We start from the raw sequence: 24091 nt of genomic DNA, 5'->3' as shown, positions 1-24091 counted from the left end.
AACGCCACTTCGGGTCGTTCAGAGACGTTCGCGTCGTGCAAGAACCGCCATTCGCGGTCGCGTGCCGATCCTGACGTCGGGATGAACGCGACAGCGAGATAGGGAACCTTATCGCTACGGTACGATTGTCGGTTCAAGTTCAGGTTTGGCACACCGCGTGACCGCCACTGACGGCGCCGCGGAGGAGTTGACACCGGTCTTCGCAGCCGCGGCCAGTGACAACTTTTATTCGCAAACGGAGATAATCTAAATCTGGTTTACGGTTGTCCGGCAGGTTACTCCACCACCTTGAACAGGCGGTTCTTGTTGATCACGCCGACTTTCGTCTGTTTGCCGTCGTCGTCAGCGGCGGGCCGCAGATGCCGATCGTCGAGCGTCGGCCCCGTATAGCGGCTGCGCGGCCGGATCACCTTGCCGACGCGCAGCTGCTCGATGCAGTGTGCGAGCAGTCCGACGCTGCGCGCGATCGAGAACAGCCCGAACGCCGCATCGCGCGGCAACTGAAGCTGCACCGACAGCGTCGCCAGCGCGACATCGATGGTCGGCCGCTGGCCGGTGAGCGTCGTGACCTTGTCGACGAAGTGCGCGAGTTCCGTCGGCGGATCGAGCCGCGCAAGCAGCGCGGCCGCGCGCGGATCGCCGTCGGGGTAAAGATGATGGCCGAAACCGGGAATCGGGATCGCGGACTTCAGGTGATGATCGACGACGCGCTCGGCACCCAATCGTTGCACGTCGTCGAACACCGCACGTACGCGTCCCGACGCGTCGCCGTGCAGCGGCCCCGACAACGTCGCGAGCCCCGTCAGCAGGCAGCCCGCGAGCGACGCGCCGGTCGATGCGGTGATGCGCGCGGCGAATGCCGAACTCGTGATCTCATGATCGGCGACCAGCACCATCGCGCGGCGCAGCAGGTCTGCGCCATGGCTGTCGAGGCCCCAGCCGGCCGCGAGCCGCTGATGGGTGTGAAGCGGGCTTGCGCCGGCGTCGTCGTGCGCGCCGAACGCGCGCGACACGATCGCGACGAGCTGCCCGGCCTCGATATGCAGTGCGCTGTCGAGACGGCCGAGCGTCGAGTGCCCGTGCGCGGCCAGCGTCGCGAGCATGGTGAACGCGCATTGCCGGTCTCGCTCGCCGGGCGGTAGTGCCAACGCGGGCGGATCGAACGACACGGGCGTGGTGGCCTGCCAGAGCAGCGCGGCCGTCTCCTCGAGCGTGGCGGTGTCTGCGAGCTGAACGCTGTCGCGCCCGCGATACCACGCGCGTCCTTTCGAGAACGTGGTGATGCCGCTGTAGATGCACGGCTCGGCGCCAAAGATCGTGCTGGCCGCGAGCGCCGCTCGCTTGCGGCCGACCTGTTTCTTGCGGCACAGCGCGACCACATCCTCGGCCCGATACAGGCTCTTGCGCGGATCGTCGGGATCCTGCATCACGGCAATGCTGCCGCGGCTCGCGTACGCGTAGACGGTCTGCGCCCGCACGCCGAGCCGCCGCGCCGCTTCCGTCAGGGTGATCCAGTTCTGCATGGGGAGTCGTGATGAGGATGCGGCCGGTGCGCGGCCGCTTGCGCCGACTATAGACCGGGTTCAGTTGAATGTCATCTCGGCCGGGCGCCGCTCGAGCACCTCGACGAGGATGTCGCCGGGCGCGCGCACGAAACAGCCGCGCACGCCGGCGCGGATCCGCGTGACGGGCTGGACGATCTCCGCGCCGTTGTCGACCAGATGCGCGTAAGCCGCATCCAGATCCTCGACAAGCACGCCCAAGTGGTCGATCCCTTGCATGCGCGCGCCGTCCGGCACGATCGCCGGACATGCGTCCGGCAGCGCCGTGATGAAGAGGTTGATCGCCCCGATCCGCAGGTCGACGCGGCCGGGGCGCCGCACAATTTCGGCGTTCAGGCAGCGCGCGAACCACGCGGCGGTGGCCTCGGCATCAGCCGAGCAGAGTTGCAGGTGATCCCATTTGAATTCGATCATGGTCGTGTGCGGTACGTGCAGTGGAGCGTAAAAGGGGGCGAACCGGGTCAGAGCTCGATACGCGACAGCTTGCCGAGCAGCACCGAGTACGACAGCGTGCCGAGGAGGCAGATCGCACCCATCAGGTTCAGCGCCCAGAAAAAGTTGCCGGTGTGCTGCGTCACGTAGCCGATCATCAGCGGCGTGGTGACGGCTGCGATATTCGCGGCGAGGCTCGTGATGCTGCTGGTGAGCCCGACATAGCGTTTCGGCGCGATCTCGGACACCGCCGCCCACGACATCGAGCCGATTCCCTGTGCGAAGAACGCGACGGTCAGGATCGCGATCACCAGCGCGTTCGAGTGCACGAAGTTGACGAGCATGATCGATGCGCCGAGGAAGGTGCCGATCACGAGCGGCGCCTTGCGCGACGACGACATCGATACACCGCGCCGGATGCAGAGATCGGACAAATAACCCGCGATAAGGATCCCGAGCGTCGCGCCGATGAACGGCATCGCCTGGAAGAAACCGACCTTGATCATCGACATGTGCCGTTCCTCGACAAGGTAGGTCATGAACCAGGTCGTGAAGAACACCAGCAGCGTGTTGTTGCAGAACTTGCCGAGACAGATCGCGAGGATCTGCCGATAGCCCAGCAGGCGCAGCGCCATGCGCCAGTCGAACCGGTCGCGCGCCGTCACTACCGGCTGCCCTTCGGTGATGTACTGCAGCTCGGCCGCGTTGACGCGTGGATGGCGCGACGGATCGCGATAGAGCCGGTACCAGAAGACGCTGAACAGAATGCCGAACGCGCCGGTCGCGAAGAACACGGCGCGCCAGCCGAATGCCGACGAGATCCACAGCAATAGCCCGGTGAAGAGCGGCGTGCCGATGTACTGACCCATCACGTACACGCTCGTCGCGAAGCCGCGCTCCTGGACCGGGAACCACATCGTCACCGCGCGCGCGTTCGACGGAAACGCGGGCGCTTCGAGCGCGCCCATCGCTAGCCGAGAGCCGAGCAGCATGTGGTAGCCATGCGCGAGCCCTTGCGTCAGCGTGGCCAGCGACCAACCGACGAGCGATAGCGCATACGCGACGCGCGAGCCGAGCAGGTCGGCGAGAGCGCCAGCCGGCAGCAGCGCGATCGAGTAGGCGAGGCCGAACACGGCGAACAGCTCGCCCATCTGCACGCGGGTAAGCGCGAGATCCTTCGACAACGCCGGCGCGACGATACCGAGCGCCGAGCGATCGACGTAGTTGAGGACGGTGGCCACCAGCAGCATCGACAGCACGCCGTAGCGCACCCGCGATCGCCTGGCGGCGCCTGCGTGCGCGTCGAACTCGCGCATGACCGAAACCTGTTCTTCAGCGGTTTTCAATGTCGTCTCCTGTTTTGTGATGGTTGTGCTGGTGAACCTGTCGTGTGCGCCGGCGCGCGTCCGGTCAGCCGCGTCCGACGAAGGGCATCGCGCTTGCCATGATCGTCATGTTCAGAATGTTCGCTTCGAGCGGCAGGCTCGCCATCTGCACGATCGCGCTCGCGACATGCACGACGTCGACGCGCGGCTCGGGCGCGATGCGGCCGTCGGCCTGCAGCACGCCGCTGTCCATGCGCTCCGTGAGCGAGGTCGCGGCGTTGCCGATATCGATCTGGCCGCAGGCGATGTTGAACGGTCGACCGTCGAGGGCAAGCGAACGCGTGATGCCGAGGACCGCGTGCTTCGTGGCCGTGTACGCGATCGTGTTCGGGCGCGGCGTGTGCGCGGAGATCGAACCGTTGTTGATGATGCGGCCGCCTTGCGGCGTCTGGCGCTTCATCTGGCGCCACGCGGCGCGGGCGCACAGGAACACGCCGGTCAGGTTGGTGGCGACCACGTCGTTCCAGAACTCAAGCGAATAATCGTCGAGCGGCACGGCGCCTGCGTTGCGGCCCGCGTTGTTGAACAGCACGTCGAGGCGGCCGAAGTCATGCGCAATCCGCGTGAAGCTCGCATCGACCGATGCCTCGTCGGAAACGTCGGTCGGAATGACCGCGGCCACGCCGCCTGCCCGCTCGACGATCTCCTGCGTCGCGAGTAGTGGATCAATGCGCCGGCCGAGCAGCGCGACGCTGAAACCGGCTTGCGCGAGCGCTACCGCCGCTGCCTGTCCGATTCCGGTGCCGGCGCCCGTCACTGCCGCGATTCTTTTCTCTGCCTGCATTTTCACGCCCTCGTCTTCAGTCCGTTGAACATGCAAAAAGCATTGCGCGGCGACGATTTCGCAGCAATCTTGATTCTTTCAATCAACATCAACCGCCCCGTCCCGACGGGCTGGCGTCAGGGTTTTCCAGAGCTCGCGACTGCGCCGTTCGCGCGCCGGCACGGCATCGCGTATAGCAGAGGACATGATCGGAATCGGTCGATTATCCGGTCGCTCAATGCCGCGCGGACATGTTGATCGAACCAATCAATATTGACCTGCGCCGACTGCGCTTCGTAGGCTGTGTTCCGTTTTCCGACCCAAGGACGAGACCATGCCTGACAACAATCGCACCCGCCTGTTGGTTGCGCGACGCGTTCCCGCCGCAGTCGCCGCACGCGCAGAATCCGAATTCAACGCGTATGTAACGGACGCCGACATGGACGCGTCGTCCGTCGTCGAGTTCTGCAATCGCTACGAGACGCCGGCGGTGCTGATCGGCAAGAAATCCGGGCTGCAGGCCGAGCACATCGCAGCATTGCCACCGAGCGTGAAGATCATCGCGAACGCGAGCGCCGGGTACGACCACATGGACGTCGCCGCCGCACGCGCACGCGGAATCGCGGTCAGCAACGCCCCCGATGCGCTGACCGACTGCACGGCCGATTTCACGATGCTGCTGGTGCTGGCCGCGTGCCGGCGTGCATCGGAGTACGAGCGTATCGTGCGCGCGGGGTGGGGAAAGTCGTTCGGCATGACCGACATGCTCGGCACGCGCGTGAACGGCAAGACGCTCGGAATCGTCGGTTTCGGGCGGATCGGCCGTGCGGTCGCGCAGCGCGCGCGCGGCTTCGGGATGAAGACCGTCTATACCGACCGACGTCCCGCACCGCCCGAGATCGAGGCCGGCGCGCGCTATTGCGCGGATCTCGACACGCTGCTCCCGCAGTGCGACATCCTCACGCTGCACGTGCCCGGCGGCGGCACGCCGTTGATGACCCGCCGCGAATTCGGCTTACTGCGCGACGGTGCCGTGTTCGTGAATGCGGCACGCGGCAGTCTCGTCGACGAGGATGCGCTGTACGACGCGTTGACCTCGCATCGGCTGTTCGCCGCGGGGCTCGACGTTTACCGGAACGAACCCAACATCGATCCGCGCTTTGCCGCGCTCGACAATGTGTTTCTGTCGCCGCACATGGCGAGCGCGACCGTCGAGACGCGCGACCAGATGGGGTTTACCGCGCTCGACAACGTCGCGGCGGTGCTTGACGGGAAGGGGGCGCCGAACGCGCTGTGATGCCGGCGGGCGCGAGCGCTCGCCCATGCCGGGGTGTCCGATGACGGAACCCCCGGCTTCAACCGCGTCGTTACTTCAACACCCCCTCCGCCACCAGCACCTCATGCGCGGCCTTGAACGCGCTGAGACGATGCGGAATACCCGAATAGGCGGTCGCATGCAGCAGGGTCGTTTTTGTTACGTCCAGGGGGGTGACGACGGACGCCCTAACGTCGAGTTGCGATAGGGCTTCCGCCTTGGTCTCGCGCTGATGCGCCAAACCATGCCGCCGCTCGGGCCTGTCAGGAATTTTGTGTTTAAGGCATAACATGCTCCCAAGGAGAGTTTATGCCTCGCAAACTGAAAGCCCAGCCGGCGGCTCTGCCGGCGATTCCGGCCGAGTTGCTCGAGCAGTTCGGCAACGGTCCGATGACGGCCGAAGCCATCAACGCCGCGACGCTGGCGTGTTGATTTCCACTGAACTTTGACCCACCCCGAGACAGCGTAGTACATCTATTCCGGTGTGGATAACTCCTCACTGCCTGCTGCTTTGCTGCTCTCTTTCTGGTTGCCTTCGCCTTGGCAGGACTGGACTTGAAGCGCCAGGATTCATTGCCTGTTTCGACGATGTGGCAGTGATGGGTGACGCGGTCCCGCAGCGCCGTCGTCATCTTTGCGTCCCCGAACACGGTCACCCACTCACCGAAGCTGAGGTTGGTGGTGATCGCGACACTCGTGTGTTCATACAGCTTCGAGAGCAAGTGGAACAGCAATGCGCCACCGGTTTGGCTGAACGGCAGGTAGCCCAGTTCGTCGAGGATCACCAGGTCGACGTACATTAGCTTATGGGCGATCTCGCCTTGTTTGCCGATGGACTTCTCCTGCTCCAGTAACTTTGGACTAGTCGTGACTAAGCTCTACGCGCTTGATCTCTTTAACGATGACGAGATAACAGAACACTGTAATCAGCGCATTGGCACCTACAAAAGCCAGGGCGCCGTTAAACGAGCCACCAGACTGTGCGACGAGATACCCGATCACAATGGGGGTGACGATACCGGCAACGTTGCCAAACATGTTGAAGATCGATCCAGACAGGCCAATCGCTTCCTTGGGTGAGGTGTCTGCGACCACAGCCCATCCAAGTGCACCCAGACCCTTCCCGAAGAAGGCAAGCGACATAAGGGCAACGACGACCCAATCGGTATTGACGTAGTTGCATCCGACGATGCAGCACGACAGCAGCATGCCGCCAACGATCGGCGTCTTTCGTGCGACGGTGAGCGAGCGACCATGTCGTATAAGTGTGTCCGACAACACGCCACCGAGAACGCCGCCACCGAACCCGCAGATGGCCGGCAGGGAAGCGATGAGCCCTGCCTGGAGGATAGTCATGTGCCGGGCCTGAACGAGGTAGATCGGAAACCACGTCAGGAAGAAATAGGTAAGCACGTTAATGCAGAATTGTGCGAGATACACGCCGAGCAGCATGCGATTGCCCAGCAGTTGCCGCACAACGCCCCAGCCACCGCGATGACTGCGCGAACCGGCGTCGGCTAGTTTTCGGCCGTGAATGAGGCCACCGCCCTGGTCAATATACTCGAGCTCCGGTTTATTGACGCCCGGATGGTTCACCGGGTTTTTCATGACCTTGAGCCACGTTATTGCCAGCAGCAGTCCGGCAAAGCCCATGACGACGTAGACGTAATGCCAGCCGAAGGCGTGGGTAATCCACGCCATCAGCGGAGTAAACACGACAGCTGCGAAATATTGCGCCGAATTGAAGATAGCGGAGGCAGTACCGCGTTCCTTTGTAGGAAACCAGCTCGCTACGACCTTGGCATTTGCAGGGAACGCCGGCGCCTCAGCGGCCCCCATGACAAAGCGCAACATGAATAGCGTGGTTACCGCTGCTGCGGCGCTCCCTGCCAGGCCGATCGAGCTTTGAAGCAATGTAAAGAGAGACCAGAGGAAGATGCTCGCGGCATACACTCGGCGTGCTCCGAAGCGATCGAGCAGCCAGCCGGCTGGAATCTGACAGAGAACATAGGCCCAGCTAAATGCGGAAAAGATGTATCCCATCTTGACCGCATCGAAGCCGAACTCTCCCCGCATTGCAGATCCGGTGACCGACAAGGTCGCGCGATCTGCGTAGTTCAATGTCGTGATGACAAAAATAAGGGCCAGAATGACGTAGCGGACCTTCGTACGCTTGAGTGCGTCCGCGGGATTTGCCGTGCGGCTCATTTCCATGACGATCTTCCTCTGTTTAACGCGAGCGGGGTGCCTGTGTCGCTGTTGGGCATAACTGCGCGGCTAGCCCCGCCTGTCTCCTCGTGGCGTGCTTACTGCGCGCCGAGCTTTTTGATCAAAGCGTCGAGCTGGCTCAGTTCTTCGTCGTTGAGGTCCGTGAGCGGAGCGCGGACCGGGCCGGCATCGTGGCCAACGAGCTTTGCGCCCGCCTTGACGATGCTGACTGCGTAACCCGCACGGCGATTACGGATTGCGAGGTAAGGAAGGAAGAAGTCGTCAATCAGCTTTCCAATCGTTGCGTGATCGTCCGATGCGATTGCACGATAGAAGTCCATGGCGGTCTTCGGAATAAAGTTGAAGACGGCGGACGAGTAGACCGGAACGCCGAGGGCCTTATACGCGGCTGCATAAACTTCAGCCGTCGGCAGGCCGCCGAGATAGGAAAACCGCTCACCCAGGCGGCGACGGATCGTCACCATGTTTTCGATGTCGCCGACACCGTCCTTAAACCCGATCAGATTCGGACAGCGATCGGCGAGGCGCTCGAGCATGTCAGCGTTCAGCTTCGAATTGGCCCGGTTATAGATGATCACGCCCAGATTGGGCACTGCCTTGCACACTTCCTCGGCATGCGCTGCGATCCCGTCGAGCGAGGCCTCCGTCAGGTAATGCGGCATCAGGAGGATGCCCTGCGCGCCATTGCGCTCCGCTTCTTTCGCGTACTCGATGGCAACGCGCGTCGGACCACCCGCCCCTGCGAGGATTGGCACCTTGCCCTTGCAGACTTCGGTCGCCGTACGGACGACGGCTGTGTAGTCATCACGCGTAAGTGAGAAGAATTCGCCCGTGCCGCCCGCTACGAACAGTGCCGTTGCGCCGTAAGGCGCGAGCCAGTCGAGGCGGCTTGCGTACGTATCGGCGCGGAAATTGCCCTGTTGGTCAAAGTCCGTTACCGGGAAGGAGAGGAGGCCGTCGGAGACGATTTGCTTGAGTTCTTGCGGAGTGGTCATGATGGGGCGTTCCAAGAAATTCGGTTCGATTTCGGTTGCTGCTTATGTGTCATCGTACAACTGGGCTTTCGGCTGAGCAACTGGAAATGGCGGTTTTCAGAGATTTCCCAGGGTAAATAGGTATCCAAAAAGAGGTTGTGCGTTGTATGATGACGTAAAACTAAGCAGGGTCATTGGGCGAACCCCGCCGCTCAGAGGAAGATGCAAATGGAACAGACACCGCTTTATATTCGCGTGCACCCCAATGACAACGTCGCGATCGTTGTCAATGACGGGGGACTGGGGGAGGGAGCGACTTTCCCAGATGGTCTGGCACTTCGCGAACGGGTGCCGCAAGGCCACAAGGTCGCGCTGAAGGATTTCGCTGAGGGCGATGAGGTCGTCCGGTACAACGTTGTGATCGGGTATGCGAGCCAGGCGCTGCCCAAGGGAAGCTGGGTGAACGAGCACGTCATCCGGATTCCAACCCCTCCCGGCCTCGACGATCTTCCGATCGCGACCATCAAGGCGCCGGTTATGCCGCCTCTGGAGGGTTACACGTTCGAGGGCTACCGCAATAGCGACGGTTCGGTCGGTACACGCAACATTCTTGCGATTACTACGACTGTTCAGTGTGTTGCAGACGTCGTTCAGCACGCCGTGACCCGGATCAAGAGCGAGCTGTTGCCGAAATATCCGAACGTCGATGACGTGGTCAGCCTCGGGCACACGTATGGATGCGGGGTTGCGATTGACGCTCCCGATGCAATGGTGCCGATCCGTACAGTACGCAACATCGCGCTCAATCCGAACTTCGGCGGCGAAGTCATGATGGTGAGCCTTGGTTGCGAGAAACTGCAGCCCGAGCGTCTGATGCCTCCCGGGACGATTCCTATTGCGACTGTTACGGAAGCGGATGACGTCGCGGACGTCGGTGACCTGCCTTCGGACGTGAATGGTGACGTCGTGGTGCTGCAGGACAACGCCCATGTCGGTTTTGAATCAATGATCGAATCGATCATTCGGATGGCTGAAGGTCACCTGATCCGGCTGAATAGCCGGCGCCGGGAAACCTGTCCGGCTTCAGACCTGGTATTGGGCGTTCAGTGCGGTGGCAGCGATGCCTTTTCTGGCCTGACCGCAAACCCGGCAGTTGGTTTCGCCACCGATCTTCTCGTGCGCGCGGGTGCCACGGTCATGTTCTCGGAGGTGACCGAGGTGCGCGATGGTGTCGGTCAGCTCACAGGGCGCGCCGCTAATCCCGAAGTTGCCGCTGCGATCATTCGGGAGATGGACTGGTACGACAACTATCTGAAGCGCGGCGGAGCGGATCGTAGCGCCAACACGACGCCGGGGAACAAGAAGGGCGGGCTGTCGAACATTGTCGAAAAGGCGATGGGCTCGATCATCAAGTCCGGCAATTCGCAGATATCTGGCGTACTCGCGCCGGGCGAAAAGGTCAGGCAAAAAGGGCTGATCTACGCTGCGACACCCGCGAGCGATTTTATTTGCGGCACGTTGCAGGTGGCAGCCGGGATCAATCTGCACGTTTTCACAACAGGCCGGGGTACGCCGTATAGCCTCGCCGAGGTTCCCGTCGTCAAGGTCGCAACCCGTTCGGACCTGGCACGTCGCTGGCACGACCTGATGGACGTGAACGCAGGCACGATCGCGACCGGTACTGCAACGATCGAAGATGTGGGCTGGGAGTTGTTCAAGCTGCTGCTCGACGTCGCGAGCGGACGCAAACAGACGTGCGCTGAAAAACTGAAGCTCCATAACGCTCTGGTTCTCTTCAATCCTGCGCCGGTGACCTGATCGCCGCTCGCTGCGCTGTTGTTGGACATCGCCGGCAACGCACCGGCCGTTAAAAACCAATGAGATATGGACAGGCGACTCGCGCCTGGACCGGCTAGCCTTTCGTAGACATCTTCGAGCCATAATTTATGGCAACCGAGGAGGTCGATATGAGCGGCAAGTGGTACACGGATGAGTTCAAGATCGAAGCAGTCGAGCAAGTCACCCTGCCCCTGCCTCGTTGCCACGTACAGCATGTCATGCAGCAGCGCGTAGGGTTGCGTCAGCGTCTGGCCTCAGGGCTCGTCGTCCAACTTTTGGTCGCGTTCAGTCATTGCAGGCATGGCCGATTGACTGGTGGCGCGCGGCAACAGGCGACCGGAGAATCGTTGGAAGGCTGCCTGCTGAACGTCGTCCGGGGGCCGGCCCGGCCCCCGGGTACTTCCGCGTGAGATCCACGTGCGCGGTTCCGTGAGGATCAGCGAAGGTCGGTGATCGTGGTGTTGTAGAGTTGCCCCGCGATCAACACGTTCTGCAGGCTAATGCCGTTCACGTTCCACGCATAGATCGGACCCGGCGTGGTGGTGCTGGCCGGCCCCGTTGCGGTGGGCGAGCCGAAGTCGCAGTTCGAGATGGTTACACCGGTGATGGCGGGAATCGTCGGGGTCGGCGCCGGACCGTTGTAGTCGAACGCCACCGGGCCTTGCGCGACGATCGCCTGGAAACACGAGCCGGTCGCGCTGCCGAGCGTGACGTTGGTGGCATTCACGTTAGTGATGTTGACGTTCTGCACGAGCGCCGGGCGCGTCCGGATCGCATCGCCGGCGGGTTGGTAATCGCAATCGAATGTGATCAGGCCGCCCTGCGATGCCGACGGATTGCCCGACGCCAACGTTGCCACGCCGAGCGGCACGGTGCTGTTGATCGGGCTGCCGGCCAGCATCTTGCTGCCGTAGCCGCCGCCCGTCAGGCTCACGCCGTTCGGCAGTGTCACGCCGTTCACATAGAAGTTGCGCACGAAACCGCCGCGATTCATGTTGGTCTTGATGCGGATAGCAATGTTCAGCGAATTGGTCGCCCAGTGCTGGTTCAGCATCGTCAGGTTGCGCGCGTAAACGTTCTCGATGCCGCCGCCCATCTCGCTGCCGAGTGTGATGCCGCCGTGACCGCTGTTCATGGTGCAGTTCTGCACCACGTGGTTCCGTGCCGCGCCGTATTGCGAATCGAGATCCTTGCCCGACTTGATCGCGATGCAATCGTCACCTGTGTTGAAGATCATACCGTCGCACAGCACGTTAGTGCAGGCATCGGGATCGAAGCCGTCGTTGTTCGGGCCGATGCTGTCGGCCATCACGCCGCGAATCACCACGTTTGTGCAGTCGGTCGGATGGTGCTGCCAGAATGGCGTGTTTTGGGTGTGATAGTTCTCCATTAGGACGTCGGTGCACCCGATGAATTCAACCATGCAGGGCCGCAGGTAATGGCCCAGCCCGAAGATGCGCTGCGCTACCGGCACACCGGCCTCGGACAGCGCGGGCAGGTAGTTCTGATCCTGCTGCCACGGCGTGGCCGGATTGGTCAGCAGCGAATACAAAGCGTCCGGAATACCGGGCGCGGCCGTTTTCAGGTCGACGTTGTTCGGGTTCGTATAGGCCTGCGACGGCGTGGAGGAGCCAGCGCAACCGTAGACACCCGTGTTGCCTTTGTAGGTCCACCAGCAGGTGGCCGTGTTGCCCGAGCCGGCGAACGGCGTCATCGCCTGCCCGTTTAGGATCGAGGTGGTGCCTTCGCCGGTAAGCGCGATATGGCTGGCGTTGCGTGCGTACACTAGCGCGCCGAAGTTCAAGCAGTCGTTGGCCTGCCAGCGGCTATAGAACAGCTTGCCGTTGGCGCCGCAGTCGACGGGGCCGTCCTTGGCGTAGTCGGCCGGGTTTGGGCTGAAGAAGATCGTGCAGTTCGCACTCAGGTGAAAGTTGACGTTGCTCTGCAGCACGATCGGCCCTGCGCAGTACCAAGCGCCGGCCGGCACCACCACGCGTCCGCCGCCCGCTGCCGAGCAGGCTGCGATCGCAGCCAGGAAGGCTGGACGCGAATCCACCGCTCCAGCACCTGGGGTGGCGCCGGCGCCGGGGCTCAGCGGCGATTTGGTAGCATCTGTATACGGGCTGCTTTGCGCAACGACCGAACACGGCTGGGCGCCGTAGGCCTCAACCTGGAAATCGAGGGCAGGGAACGACGACTGCGCGATGCCATTCAGCGAGGCGATGATGTTGGTCGCCAGGCCACTCGGCCCCCAGATCGGATCCGCCGCAGGCACGCTGGCGGGGGGCGGAGTGTTGTCGGTACCACCGCAAGCGCCGAGCAGGGCGCCGCCCATCAGGGCACTGCTGTAGCCGAGGAAATGGCGTCGAGTGATCCTGGGTATGGAGGGATGCCGAACGGTGCCGTCGGGTTGTGGATCGAAGTCGTTGTCGGTCACTGCTGTCTCCGTCTTTTTCTTGTGATCTTGTCGATGAGGCGATACCGTCGCCAGGGCCGTTGTCATACGATGACACGATGATATTATCGCTGAATGCACCAACGCCCCCGTCCGTGTCTACCCTAAGAACAAGCCGTCAGATTGCGCGTTATTATTGCCTTCCATGCGGCATATGAGGTTCACCGGGGTTTAGGCGGATTTCGGTCAACCTCAAAAGGGGGAGAGGTTTCCTGTGGCACAGCTCGAAAATCGTGTATAAGAAGTACGATGTCACATATCAAAATTCGCGACCCATACGCGGGTCACCACGTAACGCACCCCGCAATCCACCCAACAATGCCAGAACGTGCGTGGCTGATGCCCGGGACGGCCCACGTGCCGTCACCGCGGCTGATGACCAAGCAGAGACAGGAACCAAGATGCGCAACATGACGGTGCGAGCCAGCCTGCTCGCGGCACTGACGATGTTTGGGGTGGTGATCGTGATTGGCGGCATCGCCGGCATCGTGTCGCTGCAAATGGCCGATGCGAACGCGCAGCGCCTGCATGAGATTTCGCGCCAAACCATCCTCGTCAACGACGCATACAAGGACAGCACCCGCACGCGTTCGGCGCTGGTGCGCGCCTATAGCGCGCTGAAAGAGCGCAACGACACGGCGGCGCGCGATTCGGCCTTGCAGAGCGCGAATCGCACTTTCGAACGCTCCGCGAGCGAAACCAGCGCATATCGCGACGCAAGTGCGTTCGACGGCATGGATTCGGAGCTCAAACGACAGCTCGTGGCGTCGTCGGACCGGCTTGCGGCCCTTATCGCGCGCGCGGCCGACGCGCTGCGCAATAACGACACTGCCGGCTACGTGACCATCAACGACCGCGATGTCACCCGCGCGGGCATGGTGTACTCGGAAAACGTCGAGAAGCTGCAGACACTCGCGAACACCCTGACCGAACAGGCGCTCAACGACGGCAACGCGCGCTACCGGTGGATCCTGGGCTTCGTGGTGGTGGGCGTCGGGCTGGCGCTTGCGCTGATGGTCGTCACGCACGTCGCGCTCACGCGCATCGTGACGCGCCCGCTCGGCGAAGCGGTGGCGGTGCTCGACCGCATCGCGTCGAACGATCTGACTGTGCGCGTGCCCGAGGCGGGCCGCAACGAAATCGGCCTGCTTTTTGCGGCCATGCGGCGGATGCGCGACGGACTCTCGCGCACCGTGAGCGGCGTGCGAGACAGCTGCGACGCGATCCACACGGCTGCATGCGAGATCGCCGCCGGCAATCTCGACCTGTCGAGCCGCACGGAGCAGCAGTCGGCGTCGCTCGAGGAAACCGCCGCGAGCATGGAGGAACTGACCTCGACGGTCAGGCAGAACGCGGCGAACGCCACCGAGGCGAGCACGCTCGCGAGCGGCACGGCGGACCTCGCGCGCCGGGGCGGTGACGTGGTCGGCCGCGTGGTCCGGACAATGCAGGATATCAGTGCAAGCGCGCTCAAGATCGCCGAGATAACGAACATGATCGACAGCATTGCGTTCCAGACCAACATTCTCGCGCTGAATGCGGCCGTCGAATCGGCGCGCGCGGGCGAACAGGGGCGTGGCTTCGCGGTCGTCGCGGGCGAGGTGCGAACGCTCGCGCAGCGCAGCGCCAGCGCGGCGCGCGAGATCAAGGAACTGATCGGCGCCTCGATGAACGAGGTGCGAAACGGCAACGCGCTCGCGGCCGAAGCGGGCGCGGCGATGGAGGAGATCGTGGGCGCCGTGCGCAACGTGGCGACCATCTTGGTGGAAATGTCGTCGGCGACGAGCGAGCAGAGCGCCGGCATACAGCAGGTGGGCGTCGCCGTGAGCCAGATGGATCAAGTCACGCAGCAGAATGCGGCGCTCGTCGAGCAGGCCGCCGCCGCCGCGGATGCGCTGGAGCATCAGGCGCAATCGATGAAGGACGCCGTGGCGGTATTCCGTCTCGGCGAAGCTTGACGGCTTTCACCAACAATAGAAAAAAGGACGAAATGAAAACGACGATGAAGTTGCGCCGCGTGGCGCTGGCGCTCTCGGGCCTGGCCGCATCTTTCGCCGTGCACGCGGCGACGTACGCCTACGTTTCGAACGCCGACAGCCAGGACATCTCGGTGTTCCGCCTCGACGCACGGGCCGGCACGCTCGCCGCGGTCGAAACCGTGCCCGTGAACGGTACCGTTATGCCGATGGCGCTCTCGCCCGACCATCGTCGTCTGTATGCGGGGCTGCGCTCCAAGCCCTACAGCGTCGTGAGTTTCGCCATCAATCCGCTCGACGGCGACCTCGTCGAACTGGGCCGTGCGCCACTCGCCGAAAGCATGGCATACCTGTCGACCGACATGACCGGCCGCTACCTGATTTCGGCGTCGTACGGCGGCAATCTGCTGGCGGTGAACCGCATCGGCGCGAACGGGGTGGCGGCCAATGTGCAGCAGACCGTCAAGACCGGGCCGATGGCGCATGCCATCCGCGTGTCGGCGGACAACCGCTATGCGTTCGCATCGGTGCTGGGCGCCGACGCGTGGTTGCGTCTCAAGTTCGACGCCAGCACCGGCACGCTCACCGAGGACGCGCAGCCCGCGTATTCCCTGCCGAAGGATTCGGGGCCGCGCCATTTCGTGTTTTCCGCTGATCATCGCTTCGTCTACCTGATCGACGAGCTCGACGGCAAGCTGCACGTGCTTGCCTTCAATCGGGCCAACGACACCATCAGGCCGGTCCAGACGATTTCGATCTTGCCGCCCGACTTCAAGGGTGACAAGCCGTGGGGAGCCGATCTGCATCTCACACCGGACAGCCGCTTCCTGTTCATCTCCGAACGAACCTCGAGCACGCTGGGCGCCTATCGCGTGAATACGGCCACGGGCAAGCTGGTGCGGATCGGCACGTACGCGACCGAAAAGCAGCCTCGCGGCTTCAACATCGATCCGTCGGGACGGTATCTGCTCGCGGTGGGGCAGCTGTCGCCGACGTTGAGCCTCTATCGCATCGACGCGAAAACGGGCGGGCTTGCCACGCTCGGCCAATATCCGGTCGGCAAGGGCGCGAACTGGGTCGAACTGGTGAACTTCGACGGATCGAATCGCTGACCGATCCAGGCTGGCTTGGCCATCGACGCAGGCGATGCCGACCCGGGTCCCGTTCACCATCGGCCCGGCGCCCGCGGTTCCATTTTTCCGCCTGTAATAGTCATAAGATGTCGTATGATGTACCTATGTATAAATCATCCCGTCTTTGAGGGGAAGAGGTCAGGATATATAGGTTGCCGCCGGATAGTGCCAGTTGTACGATGACAGACTATTGTGGGAGCCGACGTGACGCAATCGAACGACCTCGCAAAGCTGCCATTGCATCGCACTTTCTGCCGTCGGCCGCTTCCATGCCACCGACCCGCCGCACCGGGAATCTGTTCGTGAAAATCGTCACCATCGAAGTCATTCGCATCTCGCTCGCATTCGATGCGGGCCGCCGTCCCGTCGCCGCTGTTGAACCGACCGTCGCCGACACGTATAACGCCGCAGACCGCTCGCAGCGTCGCATGGAGTCGCTGCTGGTCAGGCTCACCGATGACGCAGGGCGCGTTAGCTGGGGCGAAGCATTCGGTCATCTGATCAATCCCGTCACGTTCGCCGCGCTCGAAGGCCCGGTTGGCCGTTGGTTCAAGGGCGCCGAATTCGAGCCGACGCGGCACGGGATCGCCGCATTGCGTGACGCGGCCGATCGCGCGCTGCATTCGTTCGGCCGCACCGGACCGGTGCTGTACGCATTGTCCGCGATCGACACGGCGCTGCACGACCTCGCCGCGCAGGCGGCCGGTGTGCCGCTATATCGTTGGCTCGGCGGCAATCGCGGGGAGATCGACGTGTATGCGAGCCTGGTCAGCTACGACAACGACCCCGACGAAGTCGCGCGCCACGTGCGGCGGGCGTCGGACGAAGGGTTTCGGCGCATCAAGCTGCACGAGACGCAACGTGCGGCCATCGCGGCCGCGCGTGCGGCACTGCCGGCCGGCAGCGAACTGATGGTCGACGTGAACTGCCCGTGGACGGCGAGCGACGCGCTGCGGCATGTGAGCGAGCTGGCCGACCTGCGGCTCGGCTGGATCGAGGAACCGGTGTGGCCTTGCGACGACGCGGCCGGCATCGCGCGTGTGCGCGGCGCCGGCGTGCCGATCGCGGCGGGCGAGAACGCGTCGGGCGTCGCGGGCTTTCGCGACCTGTTCGAACGCGGCGCGCTCGACGTCGCGCAGCCAAGCATCGCGAAGATCGGTGGACCGACCGGCATCGCGGAAGTGATCGCGCTTGCGGCGGAGCACGGCGTGCGGGTTGTGCCGCACTGTTTCTATTACGGAGCGGGGCTGCTGGCGACCGCGCACGTGGTCGCGACGCTACCGGACGATGTAGCGCTCGAAATTCCCTATCTCGACTGGCCCGAGCGGCTGCATGACGGGCAGCGGCCCGGGGCGCGGCTGCGCTTGCCCGATGTGCCCGGGCTTGGCTTCTTGCCGGACGAAGCAGTGCTGGCACGCAACACGATCGCGCACGCGACGATCGGTTGAACGCAGGAACGGTGCGCTCGGCGCACACACGCGAAGCCGTTGCCGGTGTGGCGGCGCAATCGGAAATCAGGAAGCCGGGCGGATGCGCAGGCACGTGCCCGGCTCGACAGGAGACAACATGAAAACGCGTTACCGCTGGTGGATCGGCGCGCTGCTGTTCGGCGCCGGCATGCTGAACTATCTCGATCGCGCGGCGCTGTCCGTCGTCGCGCCGATCATCAAGCGCGAACTCGGCATCGACGACGCGCAGATGGGCATCCTGTTCAGCAGCTTCTTCATCGGCTACTGCGTGTTTTGCTTCGTCGGCGGCTGGGCCGCGGACCGGTTCGGGCCGCGTCGCGTGTTCGCGTGCGCGGCGGGCGTGTGGTCTCTGTTCTGCGGCGCGACAGCGCTCGCCGGGTCGTTCGCGCACCTACTGATCGTGCGCGTCGCGTTCGGGATCGGCGAAGGGCCGATGGGGACGACCACCAACAAGGCGATCTCGAACTGGTTCCCGCGCCGCGAAGCGGGGCGCGCGGTCGGCTGGACCAACGCCGGGCAGCCGCTCGGTGCGGCGATCGCGGCGCCGATCGTCGGCCTGGTTGCGCTGCAGTTTGGCTGGCGCGTTTCGTTCGTCGTGATCGCCACGCTCGGCTTCGTGTGGCTGGCCGCGTGGTGGGCGTTGTTCAGCGACGATCCGGCGAGCCACTCGCGCGTGTCGCCAGAAGAGGTGCGCGAGATCGCATCCGACCGGACGGTCGGCGTCTCACTGGATGCGCATGCGGACGAGCGCGCCGCGCGTCCGCTGCTGCGCGATCTGCTGTCGCGGCCGGTGCTCGGCGTCGCGCTCGCGTTCTTCAGCTTCAACTACGTGCTCTATTTCTTCCTGTCATGGTTGCCCAGCTATCTCACCGACTACCAGCATCTAAACATCAAGCAGATGAGCGTCGTCGGGATTCTGCCCTGGCTCGGCGCGACCGTCGGTTTCGTGGCCGGCGGCACCGTGTCGGACCGCATCTACCGGCGCACCGGCGACGTGCTGTTCGCGCGCAAGATCGTGATCGTCGTCGGGCTGGCGGTGGCGGCGGCGTGCGTGCTGCTGGCGTCACGGGTGAGTTCGCTCGGCGCGGCCGTCACGTTGATCGCGATCGCAAGCCTTTTCGCGTTCATGGCACCGCAGGCTTGCTGGTCGTTGCTGCAGGAAATCGTGCCTCGCGAACGCGTCGGCTCGGCCGGCGGGTTCGTTCATCTGCTCGCGAATCTCGCAGGCATCCTGTCGCCAAGCTTGACCGGCTGGCTCGTCCAGTATGGTGGTGGGTATGCAAGTGCGTTCGTGCTTGCGGGCGCGTCGGCGCTCGCCGGTGCGGTTATCCTGACGTTCGCGGTGCGCGCGCGGGCCGTTTCGCAGATGCGCCGGGCCGCCTGATGAAGTAATCCGTTGAATTGGCTACGCTGGAGTAAGTGTGACCGTACTTGCCTCCTCCACCGGACACAACGAACATCGTCCCAAGAGAGAGGATAGCCGGTGCAGCGCATTCCCGTGGCTCGGGGCGCGCCGCGGACCGGGCGTCATCCAAGCATTCCTAGATACATCGGTGGCACTGCCGTCAGGCCAGCATGTACGCTGCGGGTAACCTCATCCGCCAAGAGTTCTGAGTGACCGGCCTCTAATGCGGCGAGAGCCATACGCGCAACCTCGTCTGGGGAAGCCTTGGGGCCGGGTACGCCCCGCGCCATGTCGGTATCCATGAAGGCGACATGCAGCGAAAGAACTTCTGTGCCTTGGACACTTAATTCCTGCCGCATCGCGTTACTCAAGGCCCAAGCGGCGGCCTTCGATGCGCTGTAACTGCCGGTAATGCCTGGCAGAGTCGCCCAACTGAGCGCGGAAATGACATTGATCATGGCACTACTGCCGGACGCCGCCAGGATCGGCGCGAACGCTTGCGCCATTCGTAACGGCCCTACGGCATTTGTCTCGAACTGCTGTCGCAGCATATCGATCGATGATGGAGAAAGCACTGCGCCGGAGCCGCCGATACCGGCGTTGTTCACCAGCAAGCTGACGTCGCCCAATTCGCGGGCGAGCGCTTCGACCTGATCGGCGCGAGTCACGTCGAGGCGTACGGGCATCACGCCAGATGCGGTGACGGTAGACGGTTCACGCGCTGCTGCATAGACCTTGGCCGCGCCAGCGGCAAGCAAGGCGCGGGTGAATGCTGCACCCAGTCCGCGATTGGCACCCGTAACGAGCGCGACAGAACCTTGGATTTTCATGAAGACTTCCTTACAGAGAGTGGGTCAGTAGTGCGATGTCAGACGCAGCATGACGTAGTGCTCGTAGTGACCGACGCCGTTTTGCACGATGGGATCTTGTGAGGTGAAAGCGGCAATGTCGTCCTCGTCCGGAATTTGGTAGAGGGAGACACCATAGCCACCAGTGTCATCAATCACAGGACCGTGTGCCACGATTACGCCTTGCGCGAACAACTCATCGAGAAAGGCGCCATGTCGCTTCATCAACTTCAACTCGTCGTCCGACATTGTCGCGAGAAAGTCGGGTCGCGGAGGAATGAACTTGCACAGGTAATATTTCATCAATATTCCTTATTGAATGTTCTGAACCATAACCGTTCTAGCTTGACGGCGCGGTTCGTTCTGCTCGCCTCCGGCGTGCTTATCCGGCGGTCCTGACGCTCTTGAGAATCGAGCTTTCGAACATCTTGGGCGCATAGCTTTGCAGGAAAAGAATCATTCCCGTCATCTTGCCAACGGGATTGCTGAACTTCGGTTCTTTCGTGCCGATGATTTTCGTGATGGTGTGCACAACCGCATCAGGCGCCTCGGCCTCATCGATACCTTTTTGTGTGGCGGCACGAACCTGTTTGCGGTAAGCGTCGTAGTCGGGGATATTGCCGCCTGTAGACGAAACCGAATTTTGTCCAAGGTTGGTTTTGAACCACACCGGCTCGACCACGCTGACTTTGATGTTGAACTGGTTCAGCTCGAAACGCAGGGCTTTGAAATAACCTTCGACCGCATGCTTCGAAGCCGAGTAATAGGACAGGTTCGGCGGGCCGATCAAGCCAACGATGGAACTGACGGTGATGATCTGGCCGCTCTTTTGCTTGCGAAAGTAGGGGAGCAAGGCGTTCGTGACCTTGACCGTTCCCCAGAAGTTCGTTTCGAACTGCTGCCGCCCGACTTCAAGCGGTGTCTCTTCAGCGATACCCGTCACCATGTAGCCCGCATTGTTGACGAGAACGTCAAGTTGCTTCGTATAGGTGAAAAGCTCATGCGTGAACGACTCGATAGAAGTGTCGTCGTCGATATCAAGGCGCAGCAACTTGAAGGGCACGTTCCGCGCGTATTTTTCCGGCTGACGACTGGTGCCGATCACGTTGAAACCGTCCTTGTGGAGTTTGTTCGCCAGCATCAAACCAAAGCCCGACGATGCCCCAGTAATCAAAATTGTCTTCTTCATCTCTCCAGCTCCCGGTATTCGAAATCGCCTATGAAGGCTTGCGAAAAATTGTTGATGTAGATGGATCCGAGTTCGTCATTGCCGGCCTCCTTCAAGAACGACTCGGCGAGGCTGGCTAGAGTGGATGGCCATGATGGCTCGGCAACGGCATGACGCGCGATTCGAGGTGCAAACCAATTCTGACGATCCTCGACGGTTGCTGCCATTCTGCCTGCCGATCGCGCCATAGACACTAGCCGATCACGCCAACAGACTCGCCGAACACGCCAATATTTACGCGGTCCCCTGTGGCGCATTTTGCTATTGTGATGACGTGATCCGCGGGATAGACTCATGCGATGAATACGAAAAGTATGTATCCTCCGAGCGGTCGGCACGGCCATCCGACGGACTATGCCATTTGGCCCGGATGGCGCTTGTTGATGCAGGATGCAGGCATTGCAGCTTCGCCGGTTTTGCGCCGTGCGCAGCTACCGGGGGATCTGTTTTCGCGTCAGAACGTTCGCCTCGATCCGACCAGTTTCTTCATGCTGTGGAAGGCCATTGAGGCCGAGGCAGCGACAATCAACGCGGACGTACCGGCAGCGCTGCAAATCGCAAAGGTGATGTCGTCGGACTGGTTCGATCCCGAGCTTTTCGCCGCGCTATGTAGTTCAAATATGGGCGGAGCACTCGACCGAATCGCGAAGTACGTCAGACTGATAGCGCCCATGATCATTCGGATCGATCGAGCGATCGAGCACACCACGGTTTCCATTGACTTCTTGGATCACACCCTGCCGCCACCCGATGTATTTCTCACTTTCAAGCTGGTCTTTTTCGTGCAACTAGCACGCTTGGCGACACGAAGTCCGGTACGCCCATTACGAGTGAGTTGGCCGTTGGCGACGGGCGAATCGAATGACAGCGCGGCCGCCTACCAAGCATATTTCGGCGTGCCAGTGACAGATGCGCCCTTAGCCACCGTTGTCTTCGCTGCTGAGGATATCGAGCGGCCATTCCTGACCGAAAACCACAAAATGTGGCAGTTCTTCGAGCCATCGCTACGTCAGAGACTAGCGGATTTGGATAGGACGGCCAGTATGGCGGACAGAGTGCGTAGCACCCTGCTGGAGACGCTCCCGGCAGGGGAGGTGTCCATGCAAGTGATCAGTCGAAAACTCGCGGTCAGCGTCCGCACGTTGCAGCGCAGGCTTCAAGATGAGGGAACCTCGTTCCAGCAAACGCTGGATACTTTGCGTGAATCGTTGGCCTATCACTATCTTCGCAACACTACGATGTCCAGCGCCGAGATCTCCTTTCTACTGGGATTCGACGATTCCAATTCCTTTGCTCGGGCGTTCCACTCATGGACTGGCAAAACGCCGCACAAGGTACGAACGGAGATTGGTGTTAGCAATAGCGAGTCGAATGCGGATACAGCCGGGGTGTAGTAGCTAAGCGCCAACTGACTCATCGGGGTTTCGATCTCTGGCGAAATTTGTGCGCGCGACGATGCGCCGGGATACATCGGCTTGCCTCGCCGAAGAAGGCGTTCGAAGCATCCGCCCGTTCATCGATGCGCACGTTGAATGACAGCTCTCTGGACCGGCGACTGTCGCTTCAGGGTCGGCTACAGCCGACCGTGTTGGGCTGCGGAAACCGGCCAGAAGCGACCAGTCGGGATGAAACAGCGGCAGGCCGCTTCGATTGATCAAACGGCCTTTCATCGTCATCTCTTCAATTGGGCTGCGCCGTCGAGAATGCGTGTGCCGCAGCCATCGTATCCAGTGCTTCGCGCAACAGGAGGATTTTGCCGTCGCGTGCCACCAGCCGCCCTGCGTACAACTGGTGATAGATTTTCCCCGTCGATGGAACGAGCGCTTCGACTTCATATTCGGCGAATACCTGCTCAGGCGTTTCGATCAGCAGCCGCACGTTTCGGAACGCAAAATCCGGCACTTTCGAGAGCAGCGAGGCGATGAAGCCTTCGATCGCTTTTGGCCCCTGTGCTCGCCCGTCAATGCCAAGCGACTTCAGATAAGGGAGTTCCAGCACGCCATCGTCGGCAAACAGTGCGCCAGCTGCGCGTGGGTCGCGAATCGATTCGAGGTAAGCGAAAAGCAGTTGTTTGGCGTTGTTCATGATCGGCTCGATAAAAGCGTGAAAGGATGCGATTCATTGCAGACGCGTCTTCAACGCAGTCGCCATCTGCTGCACGGCAGCGCGCGTCGGTGCGTCGGCAGCAAGCACGTTGAGCAGGCCGAAGTCGTGGATCGTGCCTTTGTACCGGGTCGTCGTCACGTCGTTGCCCGCCTGGTCGAGCCGATACCCATATGCCTCGCCTTCGTCGCGCAGCACGTCGAACTGCGCCGTCTGGATGAGCGCGGGCGGCAAGCCCTTCAATTCGTCGAGCGAGGCGCGCAGCGGCGACGCATAGCGTTCGTTGCGCTCGGCTTCGTCGATCGTGTAGGCATTCCAGAACCACTTCATCAAGTCGCGGCTCAGGAAGTAGCCATTGGCGAAGGCGTCATACGAGGCATTGTCGAACGCGTGGTCGGCCACCTGTCACGGGTCGGCGTAATGGAGCCGGGGATGGTCGGCGTAATGGCGCCAGTGGAACGGACGGTGAAGCGCGGGTTCGAACGGTTTCAAGATTGCGGTTTTTTGCCGTTTTTGGCAACTGTATTTTGGGGCGGATCAGGCATGGGTTTCGGGGTGCGCCGGCTGTCTCCTTCGAGCACGAGCCGGTAGGCGCCGTGGCGTAACCGATCTAGAGTTGCCGTGCCGAGGATGCGGTTGTCGGGGAACGCGGCACCCCATTCGTCGAAGTGCAGATTCGACGTGAGGATCGTCGCCGCGCGCTCGTACCGCGCGTCCACGAGATCGTGGAAGTCCTCGTCTTGTGGGGTATGCAAGGGCTTGAGCGCGAAGTCGTCAACGATCAGTAGCGGCACCTTGGCAAACTGTTGGAACCGACGTTCGTAGGTGCCGGTCGCGCGCGCGGCGTTCAGCCGCTTGAACAACTCGGTCTGCGAGATGAACAGCACGTCCCGGCCTTGACGGGCGGCGCAGTGGCCCAGCGCCTGTGCCAGATGACTCTTGCCCGTGCCCGTTTGCCCGGCGATCAGGATCGCG

21 protein-coding genes and 3 pseudogenes are annotated in these 24091 nt (G+C 62.3%); 8 read left to right on the top strand and 16 right to left on the bottom strand.

The genetic code is table 11. The features are described from left to right. Nucleotides 1-275: 275 nt before the first annotated feature. From AC0KUR_RS00120 to AC0KUR_RS00105, 4 genes are all read right to left on the bottom strand, one after another. Nucleotides 276-1523 (bottom strand): citrate synthase family protein, encoded by a 1248-nt coding sequence (locus AC0KUR_RS00120; RefSeq protein WP_212066816.1) that lies wholly within the window; start codon nt 1521-1523, stop codon nt 276-278. Between the two features lie 60 nt (nt 1524-1583). Then, the gene (locus tag AC0KUR_RS00115) at nt 1584-1976 is read right to left on the bottom strand and encodes a VOC family protein (RefSeq protein WP_011548570.1); all 393 of its coding nucleotides are present in this window, start codon (nt 1974-1976) and stop codon (nt 1584-1586) included. A 47-nt stretch (nt 1977-2023) separates the two neighbouring features. Beyond that, complete coding sequence (locus AC0KUR_RS00110; RefSeq protein WP_212066826.1) at nt 2024-3310, bottom strand: MFS transporter; 1287 nt, start codon at nt 3308-3310, stop codon at nt 2024-2026. A gap of 94 nt (nt 3311-3404) precedes the next feature. Then, nucleotides 3405-4163 (bottom strand): SDR family oxidoreductase, encoded by a 759-nt coding sequence (locus AC0KUR_RS00105; protein WP_059542991.1) that lies wholly within the window; start codon nt 4161-4163, stop codon nt 3405-3407. Between the two features lie 313 nt (nt 4164-4476). On the opposite strand from AC0KUR_RS00105, the gene AC0KUR_RS00100 reads away from it, so the two are divergent. Then, nucleotides 4477-5439: a 2-hydroxyacid dehydrogenase gene (locus AC0KUR_RS00100; protein ID WP_234743347.1), complete on the top strand. Its 963-nt coding sequence runs from the start codon at nt 4477-4479 to the stop codon at nt 5437-5439. A 70-nt stretch (nt 5440-5509) separates the two neighbouring features. Here the strand turns inward: AC0KUR_RS00100 and AC0KUR_RS00095 are convergent. From AC0KUR_RS00095 to kdgD, 4 genes and pseudogenes are all read right to left on the bottom strand, one after another. After that, a pseudogene (locus AC0KUR_RS00095) lies at nt 5510-5614 on the bottom strand (carboxymuconolactone decarboxylase family protein); the annotation flags it as partial. A 346-nt stretch (nt 5615-5960) separates the two neighbouring features. Further along, nucleotides 5961-6308, bottom strand: a pseudogene (locus AC0KUR_RS00090) (ATP-binding protein); the annotation flags it as partial. A 10-nt stretch (nt 6309-6318) separates the two neighbouring features. Then, entirely contained in the window at nt 6319-7671 is a 1353-nt protein-coding gene (locus AC0KUR_RS00085; protein ID WP_059541780.1) for an MFS transporter, read from the bottom strand. 92 nt (nt 7672-7763) lie between these two features. Further along, nucleotides 7764-8681: a 5-dehydro-4-deoxyglucarate dehydratase gene (gene kdgD, locus AC0KUR_RS00080; protein WP_027791957.1), complete on the bottom strand. Its 918-nt coding sequence runs from the start codon at nt 8679-8681 to the stop codon at nt 7764-7766. A 207-nt stretch (nt 8682-8888) separates the two neighbouring features. On the opposite strand from kdgD, the gene garD reads away from it, so the two are divergent. Together garD and AC0KUR_RS00070 are read left to right on the top strand one after the other, a co-directional pair. Next, the gene (gene garD, locus AC0KUR_RS00075) at nt 8889-10478 is read left to right on the top strand and encodes a galactarate dehydratase (protein WP_256086218.1); all 1590 of its coding nucleotides are present in this window, start codon (nt 8889-8891) and stop codon (nt 10476-10478) included. Nucleotides 10479-10606: 128 nt separating this feature from the next. Beyond that, a complete protein-coding gene (locus AC0KUR_RS00070; RefSeq protein WP_136472600.1) occupies nt 10607-10909 on the top strand; it encodes a hypothetical protein in 303 nt (100 codons plus the stop codon). A gap of 26 nt (nt 10910-10935) precedes the next feature. Here AC0KUR_RS00070 and AC0KUR_RS00065 read toward each other — a convergent pair whose 3' ends face one another. Beyond that, complete coding sequence (locus AC0KUR_RS00065; protein ID WP_234743436.1) at nt 10936-12834, bottom strand: glycoside hydrolase family 28 protein; 1899 nt, start codon at nt 12832-12834, stop codon at nt 10936-10938. Nucleotides 12835-13355: 521 nt separating this feature from the next. Between AC0KUR_RS00065 and AC0KUR_RS00060 the strand changes: the two genes are divergently transcribed. From AC0KUR_RS00060 to AC0KUR_RS00045, 4 genes are all read left to right on the top strand, one after another. Beyond that, nucleotides 13356-14912: a methyl-accepting chemotaxis protein gene (locus AC0KUR_RS00060; protein ID WP_234743438.1), complete on the top strand. Its 1557-nt coding sequence runs from the start codon at nt 13356-13358 to the stop codon at nt 14910-14912. A gap of 32 nt (nt 14913-14944) precedes the next feature. Further along, nucleotides 14945-16042, top strand: coding sequence for a lactonase family protein (locus AC0KUR_RS00055; protein ID WP_027791953.1), 1098 nt, complete (start codon nt 14945-14947; stop codon nt 16040-16042). Nucleotides 16043-16365: 323 nt separating this feature from the next. Next, entirely contained in the window at nt 16366-17511 is a 1146-nt protein-coding gene (locus AC0KUR_RS00050; protein ID WP_234743350.1) for a mandelate racemase/muconate lactonizing enzyme family protein, read from the top strand. Between the two features lie 118 nt (nt 17512-17629). Next, nucleotides 17630-18916, top strand: coding sequence for an MFS transporter (locus tag AC0KUR_RS00045; protein WP_027791969.1), 1287 nt, complete (start codon nt 17630-17632; stop codon nt 18914-18916). Between the two features lie 143 nt (nt 18917-19059). Here the strand turns inward: AC0KUR_RS00045 and AC0KUR_RS00040 are convergent, their stop codons facing one another. The 4 genes from AC0KUR_RS00040 to AC0KUR_RS00025 form a co-directional block, all read right to left on the bottom strand. Next, a complete protein-coding gene (locus tag AC0KUR_RS00040; RefSeq protein WP_096476361.1) occupies nt 19060-19767 on the bottom strand; it encodes an SDR family oxidoreductase in 708 nt (235 codons plus the stop codon). A gap of 24 nt (nt 19768-19791) precedes the next feature. Further along, nucleotides 19792-20088 carry a YciI family protein gene (locus AC0KUR_RS00035; RefSeq protein ID WP_059895810.1) on the bottom strand — a complete coding sequence of 99 codons (297 nt, stop codon included), beginning with the start codon at nt 20086-20088 and terminating at the stop codon, nt 19792-19794. A gap of 79 nt (nt 20089-20167) precedes the next feature. After that, a complete protein-coding gene (locus tag AC0KUR_RS00030; RefSeq protein WP_234743351.1) occupies nt 20168-20974 on the bottom strand; it encodes an SDR family NAD(P)-dependent oxidoreductase in 807 nt (268 codons plus the stop codon). Continuing rightward, on the bottom strand, nt 20971-21180 hold the full coding sequence (locus tag AC0KUR_RS00025) for a hypothetical protein (RefSeq protein ID WP_234743352.1): 210 nt from the start codon (nt 21178-21180) through the stop codon (nt 20971-20973). Before AC0KUR_RS00025 ends, AC0KUR_RS00030 begins: the two co-directional genes overlap by 4 nt. Nucleotides 21181-21396: 216 nt before the next feature. On the opposite strand from AC0KUR_RS00025, the gene AC0KUR_RS00020 reads away from it, so the two are divergent. Continuing rightward, complete coding sequence (locus AC0KUR_RS00020) at nt 21397-22407, top strand: AraC family transcriptional regulator (protein WP_172903040.1); 1011 nt, start codon at nt 21397-21399, stop codon at nt 22405-22407. 286 nt (nt 22408-22693) lie between these two features. On the opposite strand, the gene AC0KUR_RS00015 is transcribed toward AC0KUR_RS00020, so the two are convergent. The 3 genes and pseudogenes from AC0KUR_RS00015 to AC0KUR_RS00005 all read right to left on the bottom strand — a co-directional run. Then, the gene (locus AC0KUR_RS00015; RefSeq protein WP_234743353.1) at nt 22694-23098 is read right to left on the bottom strand and encodes a nuclear transport factor 2 family protein; all 405 of its coding nucleotides are present in this window, start codon (nt 23096-23098) and stop codon (nt 22694-22696) included. 33 nt (nt 23099-23131) lie between these two features. Then, nucleotides 23132-23518: pseudogene (locus AC0KUR_RS00010) on the bottom strand (alpha/beta hydrolase fold domain-containing protein); the annotation flags it as partial. 86 nt (nt 23519-23604) lie between these two features. Next, on the bottom strand, nt 23605-24091 hold a 487-nt coding region (locus tag AC0KUR_RS00005), incomplete at its 5' end, for an ATP-binding protein (RefSeq protein WP_473375148.1).

The sequence above is a fragment of the Burkholderia sp. YHN3-13 genome, assembly GCF_055810675.1.
The sequence above is the reverse complement of the archived record's forward strand: the minus strand, read 5'-3'. Positions and strand labels throughout refer to the sequence as shown.